At 68.4% G+C, this 21,006-nt stretch carries 25 protein-coding genes; 7 read left to right on the top strand and 18 right to left on the bottom strand.

Going from position 1 to position 21,006, the window contains the following annotated elements; genetic code table 11:
- Nucleotide 1: 1 nt before the first annotated feature.
- From rplB to rpsJ, 5 genes are read right to left on the bottom strand one after another with little or no spacing between them, the layout of a single operon-like run.
- A complete protein-coding gene (gene rplB, locus ACW14X_RS19195; RefSeq protein WP_160027008.1) occupies nt 2-838 on the bottom strand; it encodes a 50S ribosomal protein L2 in 837 nt (278 codons plus the stop codon).
- A 16-nt stretch (nt 839-854) separates the two neighbouring features.
- Nucleotides 855-1,151, bottom strand: a complete 297-nt coding sequence (rplW, locus tag ACW14X_RS19190) for a 50S ribosomal protein L23 (protein ID WP_008360999.1) — start codon at nt 1,149-1,151, stop codon at nt 855-857.
- Entirely contained in the window at nt 1,148-2,041 is an 894-nt protein-coding gene (rplD, locus tag ACW14X_RS19185; protein ID WP_160027006.1) for a 50S ribosomal protein L4, sunset domain variant, read from the bottom strand. Before rplD ends, rplW begins: the two co-directional genes overlap by 4 nt.
- A 2-nt stretch (nt 2,042-2,043) precedes the next feature.
- Nucleotides 2,044-2,700: a 50S ribosomal protein L3 gene (rplC, locus tag ACW14X_RS19180; RefSeq protein WP_091052379.1), complete on the bottom strand. Its 657-nt coding sequence runs from the start codon at nt 2,698-2,700 to the stop codon at nt 2,044-2,046.
- A gap of 10 nt (nt 2,701-2,710) precedes the next feature.
- Entirely contained in the window at nt 2,711-3,019 is a 309-nt protein-coding gene (gene rpsJ, locus ACW14X_RS19175; protein WP_008360994.1) for a 30S ribosomal protein S10, read from the bottom strand.
- A gap of 414 nt (nt 3,020-3,433) precedes the next feature.
- On the opposite strand from rpsJ, the gene ACW14X_RS19170 reads away from it, so the two are divergent.
- The 5 genes from ACW14X_RS19170 to ACW14X_RS19150 are packed head-to-tail and all read left to right on the top strand — an operon-like array spanning nt 3,434 to nt 8,568.
- Complete coding sequence (locus ACW14X_RS19170; protein ID WP_457162983.1) at nt 3,434-4,540, top strand: hypothetical protein; 1,107 nt, start codon at nt 3,434-3,436, stop codon at nt 4,538-4,540.
- Nucleotides 4,537-5,148: a DUF4129 domain-containing protein gene (locus tag ACW14X_RS19165; protein ID WP_350840753.1), complete on the top strand. Its 612-nt coding sequence runs from the start codon at nt 4,537-4,539 to the stop codon at nt 5,146-5,148. Before ACW14X_RS19170 ends, ACW14X_RS19165 begins: the two co-directional genes overlap by 4 nt.
- Complete coding sequence (locus ACW14X_RS19160; RefSeq protein WP_457162982.1) at nt 5,145-6,290, top strand: DUF4350 domain-containing protein; 1,146 nt, start codon at nt 5,145-5,147, stop codon at nt 6,288-6,290. The genes ACW14X_RS19165 and ACW14X_RS19160 overlap by 4 nt, the downstream gene beginning before the upstream one ends.
- Nucleotides 6,287-7,270, top strand: a complete 984-nt coding sequence (locus ACW14X_RS19155; protein ID WP_160026998.1) for an AAA family ATPase — start codon at nt 6,287-6,289, stop codon at nt 7,268-7,270. Before ACW14X_RS19160 ends, ACW14X_RS19155 begins: the two co-directional genes overlap by 4 nt.
- Nucleotides 7,267-8,568, top strand: a complete 1,302-nt coding sequence (locus ACW14X_RS19150; protein WP_457162981.1) for a DUF58 domain-containing protein — start codon at nt 7,267-7,269, stop codon at nt 8,566-8,568. Before ACW14X_RS19155 ends, ACW14X_RS19150 begins: the two co-directional genes overlap by 4 nt.
- Here ACW14X_RS19150 and ACW14X_RS19145 read toward each other — a convergent pair.
- Nucleotides 8,565-9,560, bottom strand: coding sequence for a stage II sporulation protein M (locus ACW14X_RS19145; protein ID WP_457162980.1), 996 nt, complete (start codon nt 9,558-9,560; stop codon nt 8,565-8,567). The two genes, ACW14X_RS19150 and ACW14X_RS19145, sit on opposite strands and share 4 nt — an antisense overlap.
- A gap of 23 nt (nt 9,561-9,583) precedes the next feature.
- Here ACW14X_RS19145 and ACW14X_RS19140 point away from each other — a divergent pair, with 23 nt between their 5' ends.
- Nucleotides 9,584-10,441 carry an RDD family protein gene (locus ACW14X_RS19140; protein WP_457162979.1) on the top strand — a complete coding sequence of 286 codons (858 nt, stop codon included), beginning with the start codon at nt 9,584-9,586 and terminating at the stop codon, nt 10,439-10,441.
- 69 nt (nt 10,442-10,510) lie between these two features.
- On the opposite strand, the gene ACW14X_RS19135 is transcribed toward ACW14X_RS19140, so the two are convergent.
- The 9 genes from ACW14X_RS19135 to ACW14X_RS19095 form a co-directional block, all read right to left on the bottom strand.
- Nucleotides 10,511-11,110 carry a hypothetical protein gene (locus ACW14X_RS19135; protein ID WP_457162978.1) on the bottom strand — a complete coding sequence of 200 codons (600 nt, stop codon included), beginning with the start codon at nt 11,108-11,110 and terminating at the stop codon, nt 10,511-10,513.
- Between the two features lie 57 nt (nt 11,111-11,167).
- Nucleotides 11,168-11,896: a tRNA (guanosine(46)-N7)-methyltransferase TrmB gene (trmB, locus tag ACW14X_RS19130; RefSeq protein ID WP_457162977.1), complete on the bottom strand. Its 729-nt coding sequence runs from the start codon at nt 11,894-11,896 to the stop codon at nt 11,168-11,170.
- Between the two features lie 175 nt (nt 11,897-12,071).
- Complete coding sequence (tuf, locus tag ACW14X_RS19125) at nt 12,072-13,265, bottom strand: elongation factor Tu (protein WP_160026986.1); 1,194 nt, start codon at nt 13,263-13,265, stop codon at nt 12,072-12,074.
- Between the two features lie 84 nt (nt 13,266-13,349).
- A complete protein-coding gene (fusA, locus tag ACW14X_RS19120) occupies nt 13,350-15,464 on the bottom strand; it encodes an elongation factor G (protein ID WP_160026984.1) in 2,115 nt (704 codons plus the stop codon).
- A gap of 83 nt (nt 15,465-15,547) precedes the next feature.
- On the bottom strand, nt 15,548-16,018 hold the full coding sequence (gene rpsG / locus ACW14X_RS19115) for a 30S ribosomal protein S7 (protein WP_008360967.1): 471 nt from the start codon (nt 16,016-16,018) through the stop codon (nt 15,548-15,550).
- A gap of 1 nt (nt 16,019) precedes the next feature.
- A complete protein-coding gene (gene rpsL, locus ACW14X_RS19110; RefSeq protein ID WP_008360965.1) occupies nt 16,020-16,391 on the bottom strand; it encodes a 30S ribosomal protein S12 in 372 nt (123 codons plus the stop codon).
- Nucleotides 16,392-16,655: 264 nt separating this feature from the next.
- The gene (locus tag ACW14X_RS19105) at nt 16,656-17,906 is read right to left on the bottom strand and encodes an MFS transporter (protein WP_160026982.1); all 1,251 of its coding nucleotides are present in this window, start codon (nt 17,904-17,906) and stop codon (nt 16,656-16,658) included.
- Complete coding sequence (locus ACW14X_RS19100) at nt 17,903-18,364, bottom strand: MarR family winged helix-turn-helix transcriptional regulator (protein WP_355224319.1); 462 nt, start codon at nt 18,362-18,364, stop codon at nt 17,903-17,905. Before ACW14X_RS19100 ends, ACW14X_RS19105 begins: the two co-directional genes overlap by 4 nt.
- Before the next feature lie 77 nt (nt 18,365-18,441).
- Complete coding sequence (locus tag ACW14X_RS19095; RefSeq protein ID WP_091052351.1) at nt 18,442-18,591, bottom strand: DUF1059 domain-containing protein; 150 nt, start codon at nt 18,589-18,591, stop codon at nt 18,442-18,444.
- Between the two features lie 71 nt (nt 18,592-18,662).
- On the opposite strand from ACW14X_RS19095, the gene ACW14X_RS19090 reads away from it, so the two are divergent.
- A complete protein-coding gene (locus ACW14X_RS19090; RefSeq protein WP_160026978.1) occupies nt 18,663-19,064 on the top strand; it encodes a DUF2530 domain-containing protein in 402 nt (133 codons plus the stop codon).
- 10 nt (nt 19,065-19,074) lie between these two features.
- Here the strand turns inward: ACW14X_RS19090 and ACW14X_RS19085 are convergent, their stop codons facing one another.
- The 3 genes from ACW14X_RS19085 to ACW14X_RS19075 form a co-directional block, all read right to left on the bottom strand.
- Nucleotides 19,075-19,896 carry a DUF3027 domain-containing protein gene (locus ACW14X_RS19085; protein WP_160029449.1) on the bottom strand — a complete coding sequence of 274 codons (822 nt, stop codon included), beginning with the start codon at nt 19,894-19,896 and terminating at the stop codon, nt 19,075-19,077.
- A 164-nt stretch (nt 19,897-20,060) separates the two neighbouring features.
- Complete coding sequence (locus ACW14X_RS19080) at nt 20,061-20,639, bottom strand: GTP-binding protein (RefSeq protein ID WP_008360949.1); 579 nt, start codon at nt 20,637-20,639, stop codon at nt 20,061-20,063.
- 13 nt (nt 20,640-20,652) lie between these two features.
- On the bottom strand, nt 20,653-21,003 hold the full coding sequence (locus ACW14X_RS19075; RefSeq protein WP_008360948.1) for a DUF742 domain-containing protein: 351 nt from the start codon (nt 21,001-21,003) through the stop codon (nt 20,653-20,655).
- Nucleotides 21,004-21,006 lie beyond the last annotated feature (3 nt).

Below are 21,006 nucleotides of genomic sequence, written 5' to 3'. Positions count from 1 at the left end.
CTTACTTCCTACCCTTCCCGCTCTTACGGCGGCGGATGATCTGCGAGTCAGAGGCCTTGCGCTTACGCGTACGGCCCTCGGGCTTACCCCAGGGGCTGACCGGGTGACGGCCACCAGAGGTCTTACCCTCACCACCACCGTGCGGGTGGTCGACCGGGTTCATGACGACACCGCGGACGGTCGGGCGAACGCCCTTCCACCGCATACGGCCGGCCTTACCCCAGTTGATGTTGGACTGCTCGGCGTTGCCGACCTCACCGACGGTGGCGCGGCAGCGCACGTCGACGAAACGCATCTCACCCGAAGGCATACGCAGCGTGGCCTTGGAGCCCTCACGAGCGACCAGCTGGGCACTCATGCCGGCGGAGCGGGCGATCTTCGCGCCGCCACCCGGACGCAGCTCAACAGCGTGGATGGTGGTACCAACCGGGATGTTGCGCAGCGGGAGGTTGTTGCCGGGCTTGATGTCGGCGGTGGGACCGGACTCCACGACGGTGCCCTGGCTCACGCCGACGGGCGCGAGGATGTAGCGCTTCTCGCCGTCGAAGTAGTGCAGCAGGGCGATACGGGCGGTGCGGTTCGGGTCGTACTCGATGTGAGCGACCTTGGCCGGCACGCCGTCCTTGTCGTAGCGACGGAAGTCGATGATCCGGTAGGCCCGCTTGTGGCCACCACCCTTGTGGCGGGTGGTGATACGGCCCTGGTTGTTGCGGCCGCCCTTCTTGGGAAGGGGCACCGTCAGCGACTTCTCCGGCGTGGTCCGAGTGATCTCGGCGAAGTCGGCCACCGACGAGCCACGACGGCCCGGGGTGGTCGGCTTGTACTTACGAATAGCCATGTTCAGTCAGTCCTTCTCACGCGCCGAAGATGTCGATGCGGTCGCCCTCAGCCAGGGAGACGATCGCGCGCTTGGTGTCGGGGCGCTTGCCCAGGCCGTAACGCGTACGACGGGCCTTGCCCTTGCGGTTGATCGTGTTGACCGAGGTCACCTTGACGTCGAACACCTTCTCGACCGCGATCTTGATCTCGGTCTTGTTCGCGTCGGGGCGAACGATGAAGGTGTACTTGTTCTGGTCGAGGAGGCCGTAGCTCTTCTCGGAGACCACCGGCGCGATCAGGATGTCGCGGGGGTCGTAGTGCAGCGTGCTCACTTGTCGGCCTCCTTCTTCTTGCCGGCCTCAACGAAACCAGCCGCGATGGCGTCCTCGGCGGACTTGAAGTAGAACTCCGCCTTGGTGGACTCGTACCAACGGCCGCCCGGGGCGTGGAACTTCTTGTCCTTGCCCTTGACGTTGCCCTTGATGTCGAAGCCCTCGGGGGCCGAGCCGTCCTCGAGCGGCGCGACAGCGCCCTCGGGGAGGTCGATCTCCTTGGCGGGCTCGACGGCAGCCTCCTTGATCGCGTCCTTCTCGACCTCACCGATGGTGACGGTCTCCTTGGCGGCGACGACCGGCTTGCCCGAGATGAAGACCTCGAAGGCCGGCTTGGAGAAGACAACGTCGTCGGAGACGAGGACGTCGTAGGTGTTGAGCTGGTCGGCCCAGAGCAGGTGCACCTCAGGGGCGTTGCGCAGGCTCAGCGCGGCGACGGACTCGGAGCGGTCCAGGACGACGAGGTAACGCTTGACGTCCGAGATCGCCTTGAGGGCGGTCAGCGCGGTCTTGGTCGAGGGCGCCTCGAGGGTGAACTCGGCCACGTGGATCTGGCCGGCACGAGCCCGGTCGGAGAGGGCACCGCGGAGGGCGGCAGCCTTCATCTTCTTGGGGGTGCGCTGGCTGTAGTCACGCGGCTGCGGGCCGTGGACGGTGCCACCACCGGCGAACTGCGGCGCGCGGGTCGAACCCTGACGGGCGCGACCGGTGCCCTTCTGCTTGTAGGGCTTGCGTCCACCGCCGCGGACCTCGCCGCGGGTCTTGGTGGAGTGCGTGCCCTGGCGCGCAGCGGCCTGCTGCGCGACGACGACCTGGTGGATCAGCGGGATGTTGACCTCAACATCGAAGATCTCAGCCGGGAAGTCGACCTTGACAGTCTTGATAGCCATGATCAGGCCTCCAGCTTCTTAGCAGCCGAGCGGAGGACCACGAGGCCACCCTTGGGGCCAGGAATGGCGCCCTTGACCAGGATGAGGCCCTTCTCGGTGTCGACGGCGTGCACGGTCAGGTTCTGGGTGGTGACGGTGTCAGTACCCATGTGACCGGCCATGCGGACGCCCTTGAACACGCGACCCGGGGTGGCGCAAGCGCCGATCGATCCCGGCTTGCGGTGGTTGCGGTGGGCACCGTGGGAGGCACCGACACCGGAGAAGCCGTGACGCTTCATGGTGCCCGCGAAACCCTTGCCCTTCGAGGTGCCCGTCACGTCGATCTCCTCGCCGATGGCGAAGGTGTCGACGGGGAGCTCCTGGCCGGCGGAGTACGACGCGGCGTCGGCGGTGCGGATCTCGGCCAGGTGGCGGCGCGGCGTGGTGCCGGCCTTCTCGAACTGGCCGGCGCCCGGCTTGTTCACCTTGCGGCCGTCGATCTCGCCGTAGCCGATCTGCACGGCGTTGTAGCCGTCGGCCTCGGGGGTGCGGACCTGGGTCACGACGTTGGTGTTCGCCGCGATGACGGTCACGGGGACGACGACGTTGTTCTCGTCCCACAGCTGGGTCATGCCGAGCTTGGTGCCCAGGAGACCCTTCACGTTGCGTTCGATCGTCATGTCGTCAACCTCAGAGCTTGATCTCGATGTCGACACCAGCAGGCAGGTCGAGCCGCATGAGGGAGTCAACAGTCTTCGGGGTCGGGTCGATGATGTCGATGAGGCGCTTGTGGGTGCGCATCTCGAAGTGCTCGCGCGAGTCCTTGTACTTGTGGGGCGAGCGGATGACGCAGTACACGTTCTTCTCGGTCGGCAGCGGCACCGGGCCGGCGACCTTGGCACCCGTACGGGTGACCGTGTCCACGATCTTTCGCGCCGAGGTGTCGATCACCTCGTGGTCATAGGCCTTGAGCCTGATGCGGATCTTCTGTCCCGCCATCTGTCTCTCTCGTCCTTCTTGGTCAGCGTGCCGCGTGCTACAGGCTTCCTCCGGCTGAGTCGGCCCGGTTGCTCACCTCTGGCTCCGACCCCCGCGGTCGGGCGTGTCGCTTATTTTCCACAAGCGAACGCCGAGTTCTCGACGGGACTTTCACCATCAGCTTCACTGGAACCACGCCTTCGGGATGGGCACACGGCGACCACAGACCACATCCGGACAGGCTGATCAGCCTGCTCAGGTGACGCGATTCAGTAGTCAAGGTGTGCGCACCCCAGCGAACAGTTCACCGGAGCAACCAGAGAATCTTGTCACGCGTACGCAGGTGGCTCCAAATCAACGATGTCGTCTGGGTCGCTCTGAGAGGATGCCCCCAACCGAGCGAGTTCGCCGGTCGTCGCGACGAGGAGCATCAGGATGTCAGGAGTGTGGCCACCCCCACCGGGTGAGCAACCTCACCAGGGCGCGGCGAACCCGTCGACCCCACCCCCGCCGGGCCAGCCGGTGCAGTCCCAGCCGGTGCAGTCCCCACCGGTGCAACCGGCGTGGGCCCAGCCGCTGCCGCCGGCCCACAAGCCGGGAGCGATCCCGCTGCGTCCGTTGGGCCTCGGCGACATGCTCGACGGCGCCTTCCGGCTCGTACGCTTCAATCCCGGCGCCACGGTCGGCGCCTCGGTCCTCGTGGCGGCGGTCGCGATGGCCATCCCGCTGGGCGTGACCGCGGCGATGACCTTCACCGGCGACAGCCTGGAGGGGTTGGGGACCGGCCTCGAGGACCCCGACTACTCGCCCGGCGGCGCAGAGATCATCGGCATGCTGGTGGCCTTCGGCTCCTTCTTCCTCGGCTCGGTCCTGCAGGCGATCGGCGCGATCCTGGTGGCCGGGATGATCTCCCACGTCGCCCATGCCGCCGCGATCGGCCGCAAGCTCACCCTCGCGCAGGCGTGGGCGGCGACCCACGGCAACCGCTGGCGGCTGATCGGGCTGGCGCTGCTGAGCGCGGTGACCTTCACCCTGATCCTGGCGATCGCGGCGACTCCCGTGGTGGTGCTCGCGCTCGTCGTCGACAGCCCCGTCCCGGCGATCCTGGTCGGCATCCTGATGTTCCTGCTGCTGATCGTGGCCGTCCTCTTCCTGACGGTGCGGCTCTACCTGCTCGCGGTGCCGGCGCTGATGCTGGAGAGCGCCGGTGTCTTCGGCGCCATCGGACGGGCCTGGAACCTGTCGGCGAGGCAGTTCTGGCGGCTCTTCGGGATCTGGCTGCTGGCCGCCATCATCGTCGGCTTCGCCTCCCAGATCGTCGCCTTCCCGATCAGCCTGGTCGCCAGCGTCGTGGGCATCGTCCAGCCGGACCTCTACTTCCTGGCGACCATCGCCGGCAGCGCCGTCTCCACGGTGATCTCCGCTGCGATCGTGACTCCGTTCAGCGGCGCGGTGACCAACCTGCAGTATCTCGACCAGCGCATCCGCAAGGAGTCCTACGAGGTCGAGCTGATGGAGCAGGCCGGGCTGCTGAGCAGATGATCCTCCTCCAACAGACTCCTCCTCTGACGCCGACGCCCGAGGAGGGTCGCTCCTGGCTTCGGCGCGAGCTGGCCGACCCGGAGTACCACGACCTCGACCTCATCGAGCGGATCCTGCGCTGGATCGAGCGCACCCTGTCCGACGGCCTTCCGTCGGTCGGCGACGTGCCCTGGGCCCAGACCGTCGCCGCGATGGTCGTCTTTGCGGCGCTCCTGGTCGGGATCGGCCTGCTGGTCTCGCGGGCCCGGCGCAGTCCTCGGGTCGCCCGCGACCGCAACGGGGACGTCCTCACCGACGAGTCGCTCTCCGCGGCCGCGCTCCGGGCGCGGGCCGAGGCTGCGTACGCCTCAGGGGATCACGGCGCCGCGGTCATCGACGGGTTCCGGGCCCTGGCCCGGCGACAGGTCGAGCGCGGCCGGCTCGCGGAGGATCCCGGGCTGACCGCCGCCGAGGTCGCCGCGAGCCTGGAGCGGGAGATGTCGCTCGAGGGCCGCGCCGGGCAGGCCGCGGAGCTGTTCAACGAGGTGCTCTACGGCCACCACCCCGCCACGCGTGAGCAGGCCGAGGGCGTACTCGCTCTCGAGCAGGAGCTGGCGGTGGCGCGATGAGCACGCAGGCGCCGGCGAGCCCGGCGGACGCGACCGCCGGACGCTTGGGCTGGTTCCGACGGAACCGCCCGCTTCTGATCGTCGCGCTGGCCTTCGTGATCGCGGTCGTGCTGGCGTACATCGCGACGCCGAAGGGCGGGGAGGCCTTTGCGGCGTACGACCCCGAGAGCCCCGACCCCGACGGCACCCGGGCGCTGGTCGAGGTGCTCGAGGACCACGGTGTGGAGGTCGAGATCGTCCGCTCGTCAAGGCGCCTGGAGAGCACCGAGATCGGGCGGAACACCACGGTCTTCGTGACCGGCACCGACGCGCTCGGCGAGGACACCGCCTCCCGGCTGCGCGAGCGCACCGACGATGCCGCCGGGCTGATCCTGGCCGAGCCCGCTCCCTACGTGTCGGCGATGCTCGGCATTCCCTATGCGGTCGCCCAGACGCCCGAGAAGGTCGAGGCGGCCTGCGACGACCCGCGCTGGGAAGGGCTCAGCATCCAGGCCGATGCGGTCACCGCGTACGACACCGGCTCCTGCTTCACGCACGAGGGCGGCGCGGTGCTGGCGCCCGCGGAGGGGCTCACCGTCTGGGGCGCGCCGCAGGTGCTGACCAACGACCAGATCCTGCGGGCGGACAACGCGGCGGTGGCGCTGCGGCTGCTGGGCGAGAACGACCACCTGGTCTGGTACGTCCCCTCCTTCGAGGACCTCGCGCCCGACGAGGCCCACTCCCCCAGCTCGCTGCTGCCGCGCTGGATCAAGCCGGCCCTGTGGCTCCTGCTGCTCGCGGTCGTCGCCTTCGCCATCGCCCGCGGACGGCGGCTGGGTCCACTGGCGGTCGAGCCGTTGCCCGTCCACGTCCGGGCCGGGGAGACGACGCGCAGCCTGGGCCGGCTCTACCGCCGTTCCGGCGACCGCACGCACGCCGCGACGACGCTGCGTCAGGCCGCTCGCACCCGCCTCGCCCGGCGGCTGAGGCTGGGGCGCGACGTCACCCCGGAGGCCGTCGTACGCGCCGTCGCCGAGCACACCGGACGACCCGATCTCGAGGTCTCCGCGCTGCTCACCGGCGCCCCGATCGAGAACGACCAAGACCTGATCACGCTGGCCAACGCGCTGGCTGCCCTTGAGGAAGAGGTACGACACCCATGACCCAATCCGAGACCATCGCCAACGTGTCGCCCGACGGCGCACGGGAGCGGCTCACCGCGGTCCGGGCCGAGGTCGCCAAGGCGGTCGTCGGGCAGGACGCCGCGGTCTCCGGGCTGCTGGTCGCGCTGGTGTGCGGCGGCCACGTGCTCATGGAGGGCGTACCCGGCACCGCCAAGACCCTGCTGGTGCGGTCGCTGTCGGCGGCGCTCTCGGTCGAGACCCGCCGGGTGCAGTTCACCCCCGACCTCATGCCCGGCGACATCACCGGGTCGATGGTGGTCGAGTCCTCCCACGGCGAGCTCACCTTCCGGGAGGGGCCGGTCTTCACCAACCTGCTCCTGGCCGACGAGATCAACCGCACCCCGCCGAAGACCCAGTCGGCGCTGCTCGAGGCGATGGAGGAGGGCCAGGTCTCGGTCGACGGGGTCACCCGCGCGCTGCCGCGCCCGTTCCTGGTGGCCGCGACCCAGAACCCGATCGAGTACGAGGGCGTCTACCCGCTCCCCGAGGCCCAGCTGGACCGGTTCCTGCTGAAGGTCGTCCTCCCGGTGCCCTCGCGCTCCGACGAGGTGCAGATCCTCAACCGGCACGCCTCCGGCTTCGACCCGCGCGACGTCGCCGGCGCCGGCGTCACGGCCGTGGCGTCCGGCGCCGACATCGAGGCCGCGCGCCAGCATGTCGGCTCCGTCCAGGTGTCTCCCGAGGTCACCGGCTACATCGTCGACATCGCCCGGGCTACCCGCGAGTCCCCGTCGCTGTCGGCGGGGGTCTCTCCGCGAGGCGCCACCGCGCTGCTCCGCTCCGCGCGCGCCTGGGCGTGGCTCGCGGGCCGCGACTTCGTGACTCCCGACGACGTGAAGTCGCTCGCCCACGCCACGCTCGCCCACCGGCTGGCCCTGCGCCCCGAGGCCGAGCTCGAGGGCGTCCAGGTCTCCCAGGTCCTCTCCTCCGCCATCGGCGCGGTCCCCGTCCCGCGATGACCATCACCTGGCGGGTCACGCTGCTGATGCTCGCCGGCATCGTCCCGGTCGTGCTGAGGCCGACTGCCGGGACGGCGGCGATGTGGATCCTGCTCGTGGTGGTGCTGGCACTGCTCGACGTACTCCTGGCGCCGAAGCCCGCGACCCTGGAGATCAGCCGGGCTCCGCTCGGCGGGATCAGGCTGGGCGAGTCGACGACGTCGGAGCTGGTGGTCCGCTCCCCCACCCGCATCTTCCGGGCCCTGGTGCGCGATGCCTGGCAGCCCACCGCAGGCGCCCATCACAACCGGCATCGGATCCGGCTCGGTCGCGGCGACAGCACCAGGCTGCGTACGCCGGTGCAGCCGCGGCGCCGCGGAGACTTGCGGGCGTTGGGCGTGACGGTGAGGGCGTACGGGCCCTTGGGTCTGGGCGCCCGGCAGCGCACGATCCCGGTGGAGGGCTCGGTGCGGGTGCTGCCCGCCTTCGAGTCACGCAAGCACCTGCCGTCGCGGCTTCAGCGTCTGCGCGAGCTCGACGGCCGGGCGGCGGTCCGGGTGCGCGGGCAGGGGACAGAGTTCGACTCGCTGCGGGAGTACGTCCGTGGTGACGACGTACGCTCCATCGACTGGCGCACCACCGCCCGCTCCCGCACGGTCGTGGTCCGCACCTGGCAGCCGGAGCGGGATCGCCGCGTGGTGCTCGTGCTCGACACCTCCCGCACCTCGGCCGGCCGGATCGAGGGCGCCGGCGGCGGCGTGCCACGCCTCGACTCCGCGATGGATGCCGGGCTCCTGCTCGCCGCCATCGCTTCTCGGGCAGGCGACCGGATCGACTTCATCGCCGGCGACCTGCGCGTACGCTCCCGGGTCCGGCTCGCAGGCCAGCGCGACGTCACCCAGCGGCTGCAGGAGACGATGGCCGACCTCGAGCCGGTCATCGCCGAGGCCGACTGGTCCAACCTCGCCGGCGCAGTCGCCGGCCTCGGCCGCCACCGCGCGCTCGTCGTCCTGCTGACTCCCCTCGACCCGCACGCGATCGAGGAGTCGCTCCTCCCCGTCCTCCCGGTCCTGACCCAGCACCACCGCGTCGTCATCGCCTCCGTCCGCGACCCCGAGCTCGAGGCCACCGCCGCCTCCCGCGACACCCTCGAGGACGTGTACGCCGCGGCCGCCGCCGAGCAGACCCTCCGTCGCCGCGACCACACCGCCGCCATGCTCCGCACCCTCGGCGTCGACATCGTCGACGCCGACGCCGAGTCCCTCCCGCCCGCTCTCGCCGACCACTACCTGCAGCTCAAGGCCACCGGTCAGCTCTAGGACTGGGTGGCGACCCTGTCCTCGAGCAGGCGGTCGTCGATGTCGCCGGTCTCGCCGTCGGACGCGGCGGCGCGGCCGACGATGAAGACGTACGCGAAGAAGGCGAGCTCGGCGAGGATGCCGATGCCGACGCGGGCCCAGGTGGGGAGGGGTGAGGGGGTGACGAAGGCCTCGATGATGCCGGAGATCAGGAGCACGACGATGAGGCCGAGGGCGATGCCGGCGGCGGTGCGGCCCTCGCGGGCCATCGACTGCCCGCGGGTCAGCGAGCCGGGGTCGATCCAGGACCAGAAGATACGCAGCCCGACGGCGCCGGCGACGAAGACGGCGGTCAGCTCCAGCAGCCCGTGAGGAAGGATCAGGCCCCAGAAGAGTCCACCGCGGTCGTGGCGGTGCATCAGGGTGCCGAGGATCGCCAGGTTGGAGATGTTCTGGAACATGGAGTAGATCACCGGTAGTCCGAGCACGCCCAAGGCGATGCAGATGAACGAGACCCAGACGTTGTTGACCCAGACCTGGGTGGCGAACGACGAGGCCGCGTGCTCGCTGTAGTAGCCCTCGATGTCGTGCTCGACCAGCTGCTTGACCTGCTCCGGCCCGAGCAACGACTGCTCGACCTCCGGGTGGCGCAGCAGCCACCAGATCATGACCGTGGTGACCACGATGTTGGCCACCATCATCCCCAGCCACCACCAGCGCAGGCGGTAGAGCGCGGCCGGGAACCGATGCGTGAAGAACCGCAGGAACCCCGACCAGGTGCTCGTCCGGGTGCCGGTGGTGCGGTTGCGGGCAGCGGCCAGCAGCACCGAGAGATGCTGAACGGCCGTCGGGTCGGGGGCGTTGCTGCGTACGACCGAGAGCTGGGTGCTCACCCGCTGATAGAGCTCGACCAGCTCGTCTGCCTGGGCACCGTTCAGCCGGCGCTCGGCCAGCAGCTGCTCGAGCCTCGTCCGGTCGGCGGCGGTAGCGGCCAGATACGCGTCGAGATCCACGCCCGCAGCGTACGCTGACCGCCATGACCTCCGCGCCGCAATCGCCCGAGCGACGCCCCCAGGAGCAGCGCCCCCAAGAACGGGAACTGCTCACCGACGACGATCTGATCACCGGAGACGCGGTCGCCCTCGACCTGCCGGCCGCCGGGCTGGGGATGCGTCTGCTGTCGGGCCTCATCGACGTGATCGTGGTGATGGTGCTGCTGATCGTGACGCTGTTCGTCTTCATGACCGCCGCGCCCGCGACCGACGAGGCCCTGGCCTGGGCTGCCTACATCGCGGCCACTGCCTCGGTCCTCGTGGTCTTCCCGACGGCCATCGAGACGCTCACCCGTGGGCGCTCGCTCGGCAAGCTCGCGCTCGGTCTCAGGACGGTGCGCGACGACGGCGGGGCGATCAGCTTCCACCATGCGTTCGTACGTGCCCTGATCGGCGTCGTCGAGATCTACGCCACCAGCGGCGCGGCCGCGTTCCTCACCGCGATGATCCACCCGCGAGGCAAGCGGCTGGGCGACATCGCGGCCGGGACGTACGTCATCCGCGTGCGGGTGCCGCTGCGTCCCCCGGCACCGATCCAGATGCCCCCGGGGCTCGCCGCCTGGGCCTCTCGCGCGGACGTCGCCACCATCCCGGTCGGCCTGTCCCTGGCGGTGCGGCGGTTCCTCTCCGGAGAGGTCGGCACCTACACCGACCCCGTCCGCCGCCACGCTCTCGCCGAGCGCCTGGCGACCCACATGCAGACGTACGTCGCCCCTGGCCCGCCGCCGGGCACCCCGCCGGAGGCCTATCTGGCTGCTGTGCTCGCCACCCGGAGGGATCGTGATGCGGCGAGGCTGGCTCGCGACGAGGAGCTCCGGGCGCGGCTGACGGCTCGCGGCTAGCGCCCCGTCGGGGTAGTCCGGGATCCAACTGCCCATTACTCGCGGGTATATGGGCAGTTCGCTCCCGGACTACCCCTTCAACCCGACCGACCGCAGCTCCAACGCAGCGAGCTTCCCCATAACCTCCGCATCACCGTCGCGCCAGGACTGCGCGGGGTTGTCGCTGATCTTGGTCAGCTTGTGCAGCGGCTGGGTGGAGATCGCCCTGAGGGCCAGCAGATCGGTGCCGCTGCCTGCCTTCAGGAACCGCTGGGTCGAGGTCGCGTTGCGGATGAACCGCCACCGCAGCGGTACGTAGATGATCAGCCACATCAGCACCGGGACGACAACGACCCCGACGGCGAGCCAGATCGCGAGGGTGGACACGGCGTCGACTTGGGCCTCCCCCGCCGCACGGAGCTGGTCGGCGGCCTTCGCGGCACCCTCGAACGGGACCGCGATGCCGTCCTTGACCAGCGGCAGGTCGTCGACCTTTCCGGCCGCCTCGAGCATCTTCGCGGAGAGCGAGGTGCCGGCGTCGTCCATCTTCTCGCCGGGTACGGCGAGCGCCGAGACCATCTCGTGGACGAATCTGCCGAGAAGGACCCACCCGGCGATCCACACCACCGTCAGCAGGTCGGCGAGCAGCTGGGCGGCGAGGCGTGGGGGCCTGTCGGCGTACAACTTCATGCCGCTGATCTTCGCGGTTCCGCGCCTACAGATCAGTCACGACACGGGCAGTTCGGGTCAACGCCGGTAGAGGAGGTCGGTGATGACCCGGTCCTTGGCCAGTCCCTTGCGCTCGAACTTGGTCACCGGGCGCTCGTCCCAACGCTCGACGACACCACCGCTCAGCAACTGCTCGGCGTCGAGCACCTCGACCATCTGCTCGGCATACTCGACCCAGTCGGTCGCCAGCCGCCAGATGCCGCCGGGTGCCAACCGCTCCGCGATCATCCGCGCGTTGGCGGGCGTCACCAGGCGCCGCTTGTGGTGGCGGGTCTTGTGCCACGGGTCGGGGAAGAACGTCCAGATCTCGCTGACCGACCCCGGCTCGACCAGATTCTCGAGTGTCCAGAGCGCATCGACGCTGCAGAACCGAACGTTCGTCGCGCCTGCAGCACCCACCCGGGCAAGGCTCTCCGCGACACCGGGGCGCCATACCTCCAGCGCCAGGATGTTGGCCTCGGGACGGTTGGCCGCCAGCACCGCGGTCGCCTCCCCCACGCCGCCGCCGATGTCCACGATCAGCGGGGCCTTGCGACCGAACCAGCTCTCCAGGGAGAAACCGGGCTCGTCGACCGCCTCGTCGGGGATCACCCACTCGGCTGCGTACGCGTCCCAGGCCTTCTGCTGCTTGGCGTCCAGGCGGCTGCCGCGGCGGGTGTAGGTGAGGACCTCTCTTACCGTGCGGCCGTCATCGAGCAGCTTCTGGTGGGGTCTTGCGGGGCGGATCTGGGGGTTTGGGTCTGTCATCTTTCTTGCCTTGGTCTCGTGGCGCGCCGACGCGGCGCAATCCGGTCCTCGCTTCGCTCCGGTCCGTTTGCGCCGAGTCAGCGCTTACTAAGCAACAAGGAGCATCTGGTCCAACGCGAAAGGCCCCCTTCGCCTTGCGGCTCCGGGGACCTTCCACGTTGGATCAGACGATCACTTACTTGATGATCTTCGTGACCCGACCCGCGCCGACGGTGCGACCGCCCTCACGGATAGCGAACTTCAGACCCTCGTCCATCGCGATGGGCTGGATGAGCTCGACCGACATCTCGGTGTTGTCACCCGGCATGACCATCTCGGTGCCCTCGGGGAGGGTCACAACGCCGGTCACGTCCGTGGTCCGGAAGTAGAACTGCGGACGGTAGTTGTTGAAGAACGGGGTGTGACGGCCACCCTCCTCCTTCGAGAGGATGTAGACAGAGCCCTCGAAGTTGGTATGGGGGGTCGTGGTGCCCGGCTTGATGACAACCATGCCGCGCTCGACGTCCTCGCGCTTGGTGCCGCGGAGCAGCAGCCCGACGTTCTCGCCGGCCTGACCCTCGTCGAGCAGCTTGCGGAACATCTCGACGCCGGTGACGGTCGACTTCTGCGAGGTCTCGCGGATGCCGACGATCTCGACCTCCTCGCCGACCTTGACGATGCCGCGCTCGATACGACCGGTGATGACGGTGCCACGACCGGTGATCGTGAAGACGTCCTCAACGGGCATCAGGAACGGCTTGTCGGTCTCACGAGCCGGGGTCGGGATGTAGTCGTCGACGGCCTGCATGAGCTCGGCGACCGAGTTCATCCACTTCTCCTCGCCCTGCAGGGCGGGGTAGGCGGCAACGCGCACGACCGGGAGGTCGTCACCCGGGAACTCGTACTCGCTGAGGAGCTCGCGCACCTCCATCTCGACGAGCTCGATGAGCTCCTCGTCGTCGACCATGTCGCACTTGTTGAGCGCGACGACGATCGACGGCACGCCGACCTGGCGGGCCAGGAGCACGTGCTCCTTGGTCTGCGGCATCGGGCCGTCGGTGGCGGCGACCACGAGGATCGCGCCGTCCATCTGCGCGGCACCGGTGATCATGTTCTTGATGTAGTCCGCGTGACCCGGGCAGTCGACGTGAGCGTAGTGACGCGACTCGGTCTGGTACTCGATGTGCGCGATCGAGATCGTGATCCCGCGCTGGCGCTCCTCGGGGGCCTTGTCGATGTCCTCGAACGCGAACTCCGGGTTCAGGTCCGGGTACTTCGCGTGCAGCACCTTCGAGATCGCCGCGGTAAGGGTCGTCTTACCGTGGTCGATGTGACCGATGGTGCCGATGTTGACGTGCGGCTTGTTCCGCTCGAACTTCGCCTTAGCCACTGTGGGCTCCTCCTGGTGTGATTTTCTTACTGACTCGTACTGAGTGGTGTTGCTGCCGAAGTCCCTGGACGGGCGACCCGAAGGTCACTCGCCACGGGCCTTCTTGATGATCTCGTCGGCGACGTTCGTGGGAACCTCGGCGTACGAGTCGAACTCCATCGAGTACGACGCCTGACCGCTGGTCTTGGACCGGAGGTCACCGACGTACCCGAACATCTCGGACAGCGGGACGAGAGCCTGGACGACCATGTCGCCGTGGCGCTCCTCCTGCGAAGACACCTGGCCGCGACGGGAGTTGATGTCACCGATAACGGTGCCGAGGAACGCCTCAGGGGTCGTCACCTCGACGGCGAACATCGGCTCCAGCAGGACGGCCTTCGCCATGCGCGCGGCCTCCTTGAAGGCCTGGTTGCCGGCGATCTTGAAGGCGAGCTCGGAGGAGTCGACGTCGTGGTAGGCGCCGTCCTCGAGCGAGACCTTCACATCGACCATGGGGAAGCCGGCGAGAATACCGAACTCCATGGCGTCCTGAGCACCCTGGTCGACCGAAGGGATGTACTCCTTCGGCACGCGACCACCGGTGACGTTGTTGACGAACTCGTAGCCCGCACCCTGGCCGGTCTCCTCGTCGATGTTGGGCTCGACGGAGATGACGACCTTCGCGAACTGACCCGAACCACCGGTCTGCTTCTTGTGGGTGTAGCTGTGGTTCTCGACCTTCTTGCGAAGCGTCTCGCGGTAGGCGACCTGCGGCTTGCCGACGGTGGCCTCGACCTTGAACTCGCGCTTCATCCGGTCGACGAAGACCTCGAGGTGGAGCTCGCCCATACCAGCGATGATGGTCTGGCCGGTCTGCTCGTCGGTCTTGACCGTGAAGGTCGGGTCCTCTTCGGTGAGGCGCTGAATCGCCGTGCCCAGCTTCTGCTGGTCACCCTTGGTCTTCGGCTCGATGGCGACCTCGATCACGGGGGCCGGGAAGCTCATCGACTCGAGGACGACCGGGTTGGACGGGTCGCACAGGGTGTGACCGGTCTTGGTGTCCTTCAGACCCATGACGGCCACGATCTGGCCGGCGCCCACCGAGTTGATCTCCTCACGCTTGTTCGCGTGCATCTGGTAGATCTTGCCGATGCGCTCCTTGCGGCCGTTGATCGGGTTGACCACGGTCGCACCCGCCTCGACCTTGCCGGAGTAGACGCGCAGGTAGAACAGCTTGCCCAGGTGCGGGTCGGAAGCGATCTTGAAGACCAGGCCGGAGAACGGCTCGTCCTCGGAAGGCTTGCGCGAGACCTCGAGCTCCTCGTCCTTGACGTCGTGGCCGATGATCGACTCGACATCGATGGGCGAGGGCAGGTAGTCGACGATCGCGTCGAGCAGGGGCTGGACGCCCTTGTTCTTGAACGCGGTGCCGGTGAGGATCGGGTTGAGCTTGTCGGCGAGGGTCGCACGACGGATGGCGGCCTTCAGGGTGGGAACGTCGAAGACGTCGCCCTCCTCGAGGTAGACCTCCATGATGTCGTCGTCGGCCTCGGCGAGGGTCTCGACGAGCTTCTCGCGCCACTCGGCGGCCTTGTCGGCCATGTCCGCGGGGATGCCCTCGACGACGTAGTCCTCACCCTGCTGGGTCTCGCCGCGCCAGACCTTGGCGTTCATCTCGATCAGGTCGACGACGCCGATGAAGTCGGACTCGGCACCGATCGGCAGCTGCAGCACCAGCGGGGTGGCGTGCAGCTTGTCGACGATGGAGTCGACGACCATGTAGAAGTCGGCACCGGTGCGGTCGAGCTTGTTGACGAAGCACATCCGCGGGACGGCGTACTTGTTCGCCTGACGCCACACGGTCTGCGACTGCGGCTCGACACCGGCGACACCGTCGAAGACGGCGACAGCACCGTCCAGGACGCGCAGCGAGCGCTCCACCTCGACGGTGAAGTCGACGTGCCCCGGGGTGTCGATGATGTTGATCTGGTGGTCCTTCCACCAGCAGGTGGTCGCGGCGGACGTGATCGTGATGCCGCGCTCCTGCTCCTGCTCCATCCAGTCCATCGTGGCTGCGCCTTCGTGGACCTCACCGATCTTGTACGAGATACCGGTGTAGAACAGGATGCGCTCGGTGGTGGTGGTCTTACCGGCATCGATGTGCGCCATGATGCCGATGTTGCGGACCACATTGAGGTCCGTGGTGATGTCGACGGCCACTGTCTTCAGCGTTCCTTAAAGAGATTGTCTTCGGTCTGGATGGGCGGGGTGCCCACATTGTGCGGCAGGCACCCCGCCGTACGTCACCAGCGGTAGTGCGCGAAGGCCTTGTTGGACTCGGCCATCTTGTGGGTGTCCTCGCGCTTCTTCACAGCGGCGCCGAGGCCGTTGCTCGCGTCGAGGATCTCGTTCATCAGGCGCTCGGCCATCGTCTTCTCACGACGGTCCTGGGCGTAGCCGACGAGCCAGCGCAGCGCGAGCGTGGTGCCACGCGTGCCCTTGACCTCGACCGGAACCTGGTAGGTCGCGCCACCGACACGGCGGGACTTGACCTCGATGGCCGGCTTCACGTTGTCCATGGCGCGCTTGAGCGTGACCACGGGGTCGGTGCCGGTCTTCTCACGGCAGCCCTCGAGCGCGGTGTAGACGATGCGCTGCGCGACCTGCTTCTTGCCGTCCTGCAGGACCTTGCTGACGAGCTGGGTTACGAGCTGCGAGCCGTAGACGGGGTCGACGACGAGCGGACGCTTGGGAGCGGGACCCTTACGAGGCATCTCACTTCTCCTTCTTGGCGCCGTAGCGGCTCCGGGCCTGCTTGCGGTTCTTCACGCCCTGGGTGTCGAGCGAGCCGCGAATGATCTTGTAACGAACACCGGGGAGGTCCTTCACACGACCGCCGCGGACGAGCACGATGGAGTGCTCCTGAAGGTTGTGACCCACACCCGGGATGTAAGCGGTGACCTCGACGCCGGAGGAGAGACGCACACGGGCGACCTTCCGGAGGGCGGAGTTCGGCTTCTTCGGGGTGGTGGTGTAGACGCGCGTGCAGACGCCACGGCGCTGCGGCGATCCCTTGAGGGCAGGCGTCTTCGACTTCGTCGCCTTGTCCTCGCGGCCCTTGCGGACCAGCTGGTTGATTGTGGGCACCTCGGTGGTTCCCCTTCTTTTCTGCTCTCACTACGCGGCGCTCTGCCGCGAAGGATCCAATGTTGTGCGTCCAGGTGGTGCGATACCAACTGGTCCCGCCTCGCCCCCGAGGTCGGGCGTGTCGCCCTGACCTCAACGCACAAGTGGGCGGATCTTTCGAACCGAACCCCGTACTGAGGGCGCCGAACCCGGGTCCGAGACCTATCTCTCGAGCTTGTTCCGGGCACGCGCGACGGCCTGGTTGTCCCAGACACGCTTCAGAGGCTACCCGGCGGCTTGAGAGGGGGTCAAAACGGCCCGGATACCACCTCTGAGTGCGGCGAGGAGCAGCACCCCCGCAAGCGTACCCAACAGCACCAGAGCACCACTCGCGTACAGGGTCGTGCGGGCACCGAAGTGCTCGCCGACGAAGCCGATGAGCGGGGCGCCCAGCGGGGTGCCGCCCATCAGGACGGTCATGTAGATCGCCATCACCCGGCCGCGGAACTCCGGGGCCGCCTCGGTCTGCATCGTGGCGTTGCAGGCGTTGAGGGTCGTGATCGTGAAGAAGCCGAGCACGGGCGAGATCAGGGCGAAGAGGGCGTACGTCGGCATCAGCCCGGACACGATGACGGTGAGGCCGAACCCGGTCGCCGCCAGCACGATCAGCCTGAGCGGGATCCGGGTGCGGCGGGCGCCGAGCAGGGCACCAGAGAGCGAGCCGATGGCCAGGACGGTGCCGAGCAGGCCGTACTCGCTGGCCCCCTTGCCGAACTCCTCGGTCGCCATCAGCGCCGAGGTGATCGGGAAGTTCGCCCCGAAGGTGCCGACGAAGAAGATGATCACCAGGACCATCAGCATCTTGGGCTGCGTACGGATGTAGCCGATGCCCTCGCGCAGCATCCCGCTCCGCCGGGCGACGGGATCGGGCGAGTGCAGCTCGGCGGTGTTCATCCGCTGCAGCTGGCCGATCACGGCGAGGTAGGAGACGGCGTTGATGAGGATCACCCAGCCGGTCGCCTCGGGGCCGCTCCCCAGCGAGCCGATGAGGAGCCCGGCCAGCGCCGGCCCGATGAGGCGGGCGAGGTTGAACGAGGCCGAGTTGAGGCCGACGGCGTTGGTGAGGTCGTCGGGGTGGACCATCTCCGAGACGAACGACTGCCGGCCCGGGCCGTCGAAGGCGGCGCCGGTGCCGAAGAGGAACGCGATCACGTAGACCATCCACACCTCGGCGTGGCCGCTCACCGCCAGCACACCGAGGAGCAGCGACATCAGGGCCATCCACCCCTGGGCGGCCTGCAGCAGGCGGCGCTTCGGGAAGCGGTCTGCGATGACCCCGGCGTAGGGGCTGAGCAGGAGGATGGGCAGGAACTGCAGACCGGTGGTGATACCGAGTGCCGCTCCCCCGCCGCCAAGACTCAGGACCAACCAGTCCTGAGCGATGCGTTGCATCCAGGTGCCGACGTTGGAGACGACACTGCCGGCTAGGTAGAGGCGGTAGTTGTGGCTGCGCAGGGAACGGAACGTGGGACTCAACTGGTGGCTATTCTCTCCATGATCGAAGCGGCTGTGCGGAGGGCGGCGAGCTCGTCCGCATCGAGGTCGACGAGCTGCTGGGCGAGCCAGGCGTCCCGGCTGAGCCGGTCCTTGCGTACGGTCCGGCGGCCCTTGTCGGTGATCGAGACCAGCACCTGGCGGCGGTCGGTCTCGCCCTGGCGGCGGACGACGTAGCCGCCCTCCTCGAGGAAGTTGACCATCCTGGTCATGCTCGGCGGCTGGACGCGCTCGCGCCCGGCGAGGGCGCCGAGGGTCATCTCGTCGTTGGCGTACAACGCCCCGAGCACCGCCATCGACCCCAGGGAGAGGTCGTTGTCAGGGTGGCGCTCGTTGGCCAGGCGGCGGCGCATCCGCATGACGGAGGTGCGCAGCACCGAGGCGACCTCGGGGATGTCAGAGGCCGCGTCGGGCGCGGAGGCTGGCTGTGCGGTAGGCATGTCGGTAAGCATAACTGCTTACCGGCGCTAACTATTCCGGGAAGAGACGGCGCCCGGGTGAGGGCGCCGTCACAGCGTCAGGACATCGCGGCGAGCATCAGGATGTCGTCGCGGCTGTAGGTGCGGCCGGGGTGAGCCTCGGCGAGGTGCTCCTGCACCTTCTCGACCAGCTCGTCGTCGGTCTCCGTGCGGAAGTTGGTGCCACAGGGGCAGCGGAGCGAAGCCATCAGGGACCTCCAGGTCGTCAGCGTTTCCACCCAACCCTACCGGCTCGTGGTGACCTACTAGATTGGATGCCATGAGCGACCAGTACCGCGACGACGACTATTCCGGCACCTACCCGGAGCAGCAGTACGACGGGTACGACGGCGACTACTACGCCGAGACTCAGTCCGACGATGGGCATGGCTACCCCCAGGACTACGGCTACGACGAGCCGCCTGTCGAGGAGCCGGTCCAGGCCGTCTCCGAGCCGAAGATCGAGCTCGTCGACCAGGACGGCATCCGTGCCTTCGAGCTCGCCACCCTCGGCTGGCTGGTCGGGTTCGTCGCCCTGCTCCCCTTCTGGGGTCTGCTCAACGACCGCGGCTGGACCTGGTGGATCTGGACCTGCCTGGCCGCCTTCGGCATCGGTGCGATCGGCATCGAGCTGACCCGGCGCCGCAAGGCCCGCCGGCTGCGCGCCGAGGGCCTCGCCTAGAACCGCTCGGCTAGAAGGGCTCGGCGTCGTCGCTGATCGTGTCGAAGACCGGGTCCGGCAGCGGCTGCGGCTCGTGCTTCTTCGCCAGCCGCACCTCCGAGTGCGCACCGCACCCGTGGTTGAGGCTGACCACCTTGCCGTCGTCGTTGGCGTCGCCGTTGGCGCAGACACCGAAGCTCGTGGCCAGATGGCCGGTCAGCCGGACCAGGAAGCCACAGCTGTGGCACTGGTCGGGAGCTGCCTGCGCGAGCGGCGCCTCGGGACCGCCGTCACCGGCGTACCACCGCTCGGCGGCGGCGTCGAAGCCGGAGAGGGACAGGGTCCGGACACGGCCGAGGCCGAGATCCTTGGCGACCTCGCGCACCTGAGCCTTCTCGTCGGCGTCGAGCGGGTCGTCACCGAAGGCGTACGTCGGGACCAGCCGCGCGTCGTCGTCCTCGACCGGGAGCAGATCACCGGGTGAGAGGTCGCCCGGCTTGATCCGTTCGCGGTAGGGCACCCAGGCCGGCGCGACGATCGCGGCGTCACCGGGGACGAGGACGACCTCGTTGATGGTCACCGGAGCATCGACGCCGAATCCCGGGCCGTCGAGCGAGGGCACGGTGACGAGCGTGACCGACCAGTGCCACCCGACGTAGCCCTTGCGGGTGCAGGCGAACAGGTGGGTCACGACGCCCGGGCCAGCACCCTTCTCGACCACATGGCCGAGATGTTCTCCGACGTCACCGGCTGGCACGTCGGACAGGAGCGCGGCGCGGGCCTCGTCGACGGCAGCGACGGCCGTCGCATCGGCGTACGGGGTCGTGATCACGGACCACATCTTCACCCACATGCGCCTCAGGTGCCACTTCGGGGTCACCTTGCGCCACCACAACCTGAACTTCAGCACAACGCGTGATCCTCCCAGACGTACGCCTCTACTGCACAGTCACGACAGTCCTTGAAATGGCCGACACCCGCCGGAGCGTGGCTACGGCGGGTGTCGGTGACGCTTGGCTACTGAAGAGCGCGCGTGGAGACCATGGAGAGGACGTACTCGACGAGCGAGATCAGCGTCGCCTTGGTCGACTGACGGTCGCGAGCGTCACAGGTGACGATCGGGATGTCCGGGCGCAGAGCCAGGGCCTCGCGGATCTGCTCCGGCTTGTAGGCCTGGTTGGCGCCGAAGACGTTGTGGGCCACGACGAACGGCACGTTGCGGGACTCGAAGTAGTCGATCGCGCCGAAGGAGTCGGCGAGGCGACGGGTGTCGATGAGCACCACGGCACCGATGGCGCCCTGGGTCAGGTCGTCCCACATGAACCAGAAGCGGTTCTGACCGGGGGTGCCGAACAGGTAGAGGATCAGGTCGGAGTCGAGGGAGACTCGGCCGAAGTCCATCGCGACCGTGGTCGTCTTCTTGTTGGGCACTGCGGAGAGGTCGTCGACGCCGGCGGTCGCCTGCGTCATCACGGCCTCGGTCGTCAGGGGGACGATCTCCGAGACGGAGCCCACGAAGGTCGTCTTACCAACGCCGAACCCGCCGGCGATGACGATCTTCGCAGACATCGTCGCCTGCTTGGAGTCGGTGGTCACTGCATTACTCCTGTCAAAGCTTCCTCAGGCCGGACAGCACGCGCTCGAGGAGAGCGGTGTCCGGGGCGTCCGGGACCTTGCTGGCGTGCACCTGCACCACGCCGCGCTCCGCAAGGTCACCGATCAGGACTCGGGCGACACCCAGGGGCACCCGGATGAGCGCCGCGACCTCAGCGACGGAACGGCTCTCGCGGCAGAGCTCTGCGATCGTCCGCTCCTCGGGCGACCGGACGTAGCCGTCGATCACGTAGCGGTCGGTGATCACCAGTGCTTCCATCGGGAAGACGCGCTTGGGTTGCGTGCGGCCACGAGTCAGGGCATAAGGCCTGACCAGCGGCGGCGGTTCGGATGCGTGGTTGCTCACGAT

The organism is Nocardioides sp. YJ-D4 (assembly GCF_054031495.1).
The sequence above is the reverse complement of the archived record's forward strand: the minus strand, read 5'-3'. Positions and strand labels throughout refer to the sequence as shown.

Coding starts and splice junctions, on each gene's coding strand:
- ACW14X_RS19100 (WP_355224319.1), bottom strand. CDS start 18,364: ATGCCTACCGCACAGCCAGCCTCCGCGCCCGACGCGGCCTCTGACATC.
- trmB (WP_457162977.1), bottom strand. CDS start 11,896: ATGACAGACCCAAACCCCCAGATCCGCCCCGCAAGACCCCACCAGAAG.
- rpsG (WP_008360967.1), bottom strand. CDS start 16,018: ATGCCTCGTAAGGGTCCCGCTCCCAAGCGTCCGCTCGTCGTCGACCCC.
- rplC (WP_091052379.1), bottom strand. CDS start 2,700: ATGACGATCGAACGCAACGTGAAGGGTCTCCTGGGCACCAAGCTCGGC.
- rplD (WP_160027006.1), bottom strand. CDS start 2,041: ATGGCTATCAAGACTGTCAAGGTCGACTTCCCGGCTGAGATCTTCGAT.
- ACW14X_RS19170 (WP_457162983.1), top strand. CDS start 3,434: ATGTCAGGAGTGTGGCCACCCCCACCGGGTGAGCAACCTCACCAGGGC.
- ACW14X_RS19160 (WP_457162982.1), top strand. CDS start 5,145: ATGAGCACGCAGGCGCCGGCGAGCCCGGCGGACGCGACCGCCGGACGC.
- ACW14X_RS19150 (WP_457162981.1), top strand. CDS start 7,267: ATGACCATCACCTGGCGGGTCACGCTGCTGATGCTCGCCGGCATCGTC.
- ACW14X_RS19135 (WP_457162978.1), bottom strand. CDS start 11,110: ATGAAGTTGTACGCCGACAGGCCCCCACGCCTCGCCGCCCAGCTGCTC.
- rpsJ (WP_008360994.1), bottom strand. CDS start 3,019: ATGGCGGGACAGAAGATCCGCATCAGGCTCAAGGCCTATGACCACGAG.
- ACW14X_RS19090 (WP_160026978.1), top strand. CDS start 18,663: ATGAGCGACCAGTACCGCGACGACGACTATTCCGGCACCTACCCGGAG.
- ACW14X_RS19095 (WP_091052351.1), bottom strand. CDS start 18,591: ATGGCTTCGCTCCGCTGCCCCTGTGGCACCAACTTCCGCACGGAGACC.
- ACW14X_RS19140 (WP_457162979.1), top strand. CDS start 9,584: ATGACCTCCGCGCCGCAATCGCCCGAGCGACGCCCCCAGGAGCAGCGC.
- rplB (WP_160027008.1), bottom strand. CDS start 838: ATGGCTATTCGTAAGTACAAGCCGACCACCCCGGGCCGTCGTGGCTCG.
- ACW14X_RS19155 (WP_160026998.1), top strand. CDS start 6,287: ATGACCCAATCCGAGACCATCGCCAACGTGTCGCCCGACGGCGCACGG.
- ACW14X_RS19165 (WP_350840753.1), top strand. CDS start 4,537: ATGATCCTCCTCCAACAGACTCCTCCTCTGACGCCGACGCCCGAGGAG.
- ACW14X_RS19085 (WP_160029449.1), bottom strand. CDS start 19,896: ATGTGGGTGAAGATGTGGTCCGTGATCACGACCCCGTACGCCGATGCG.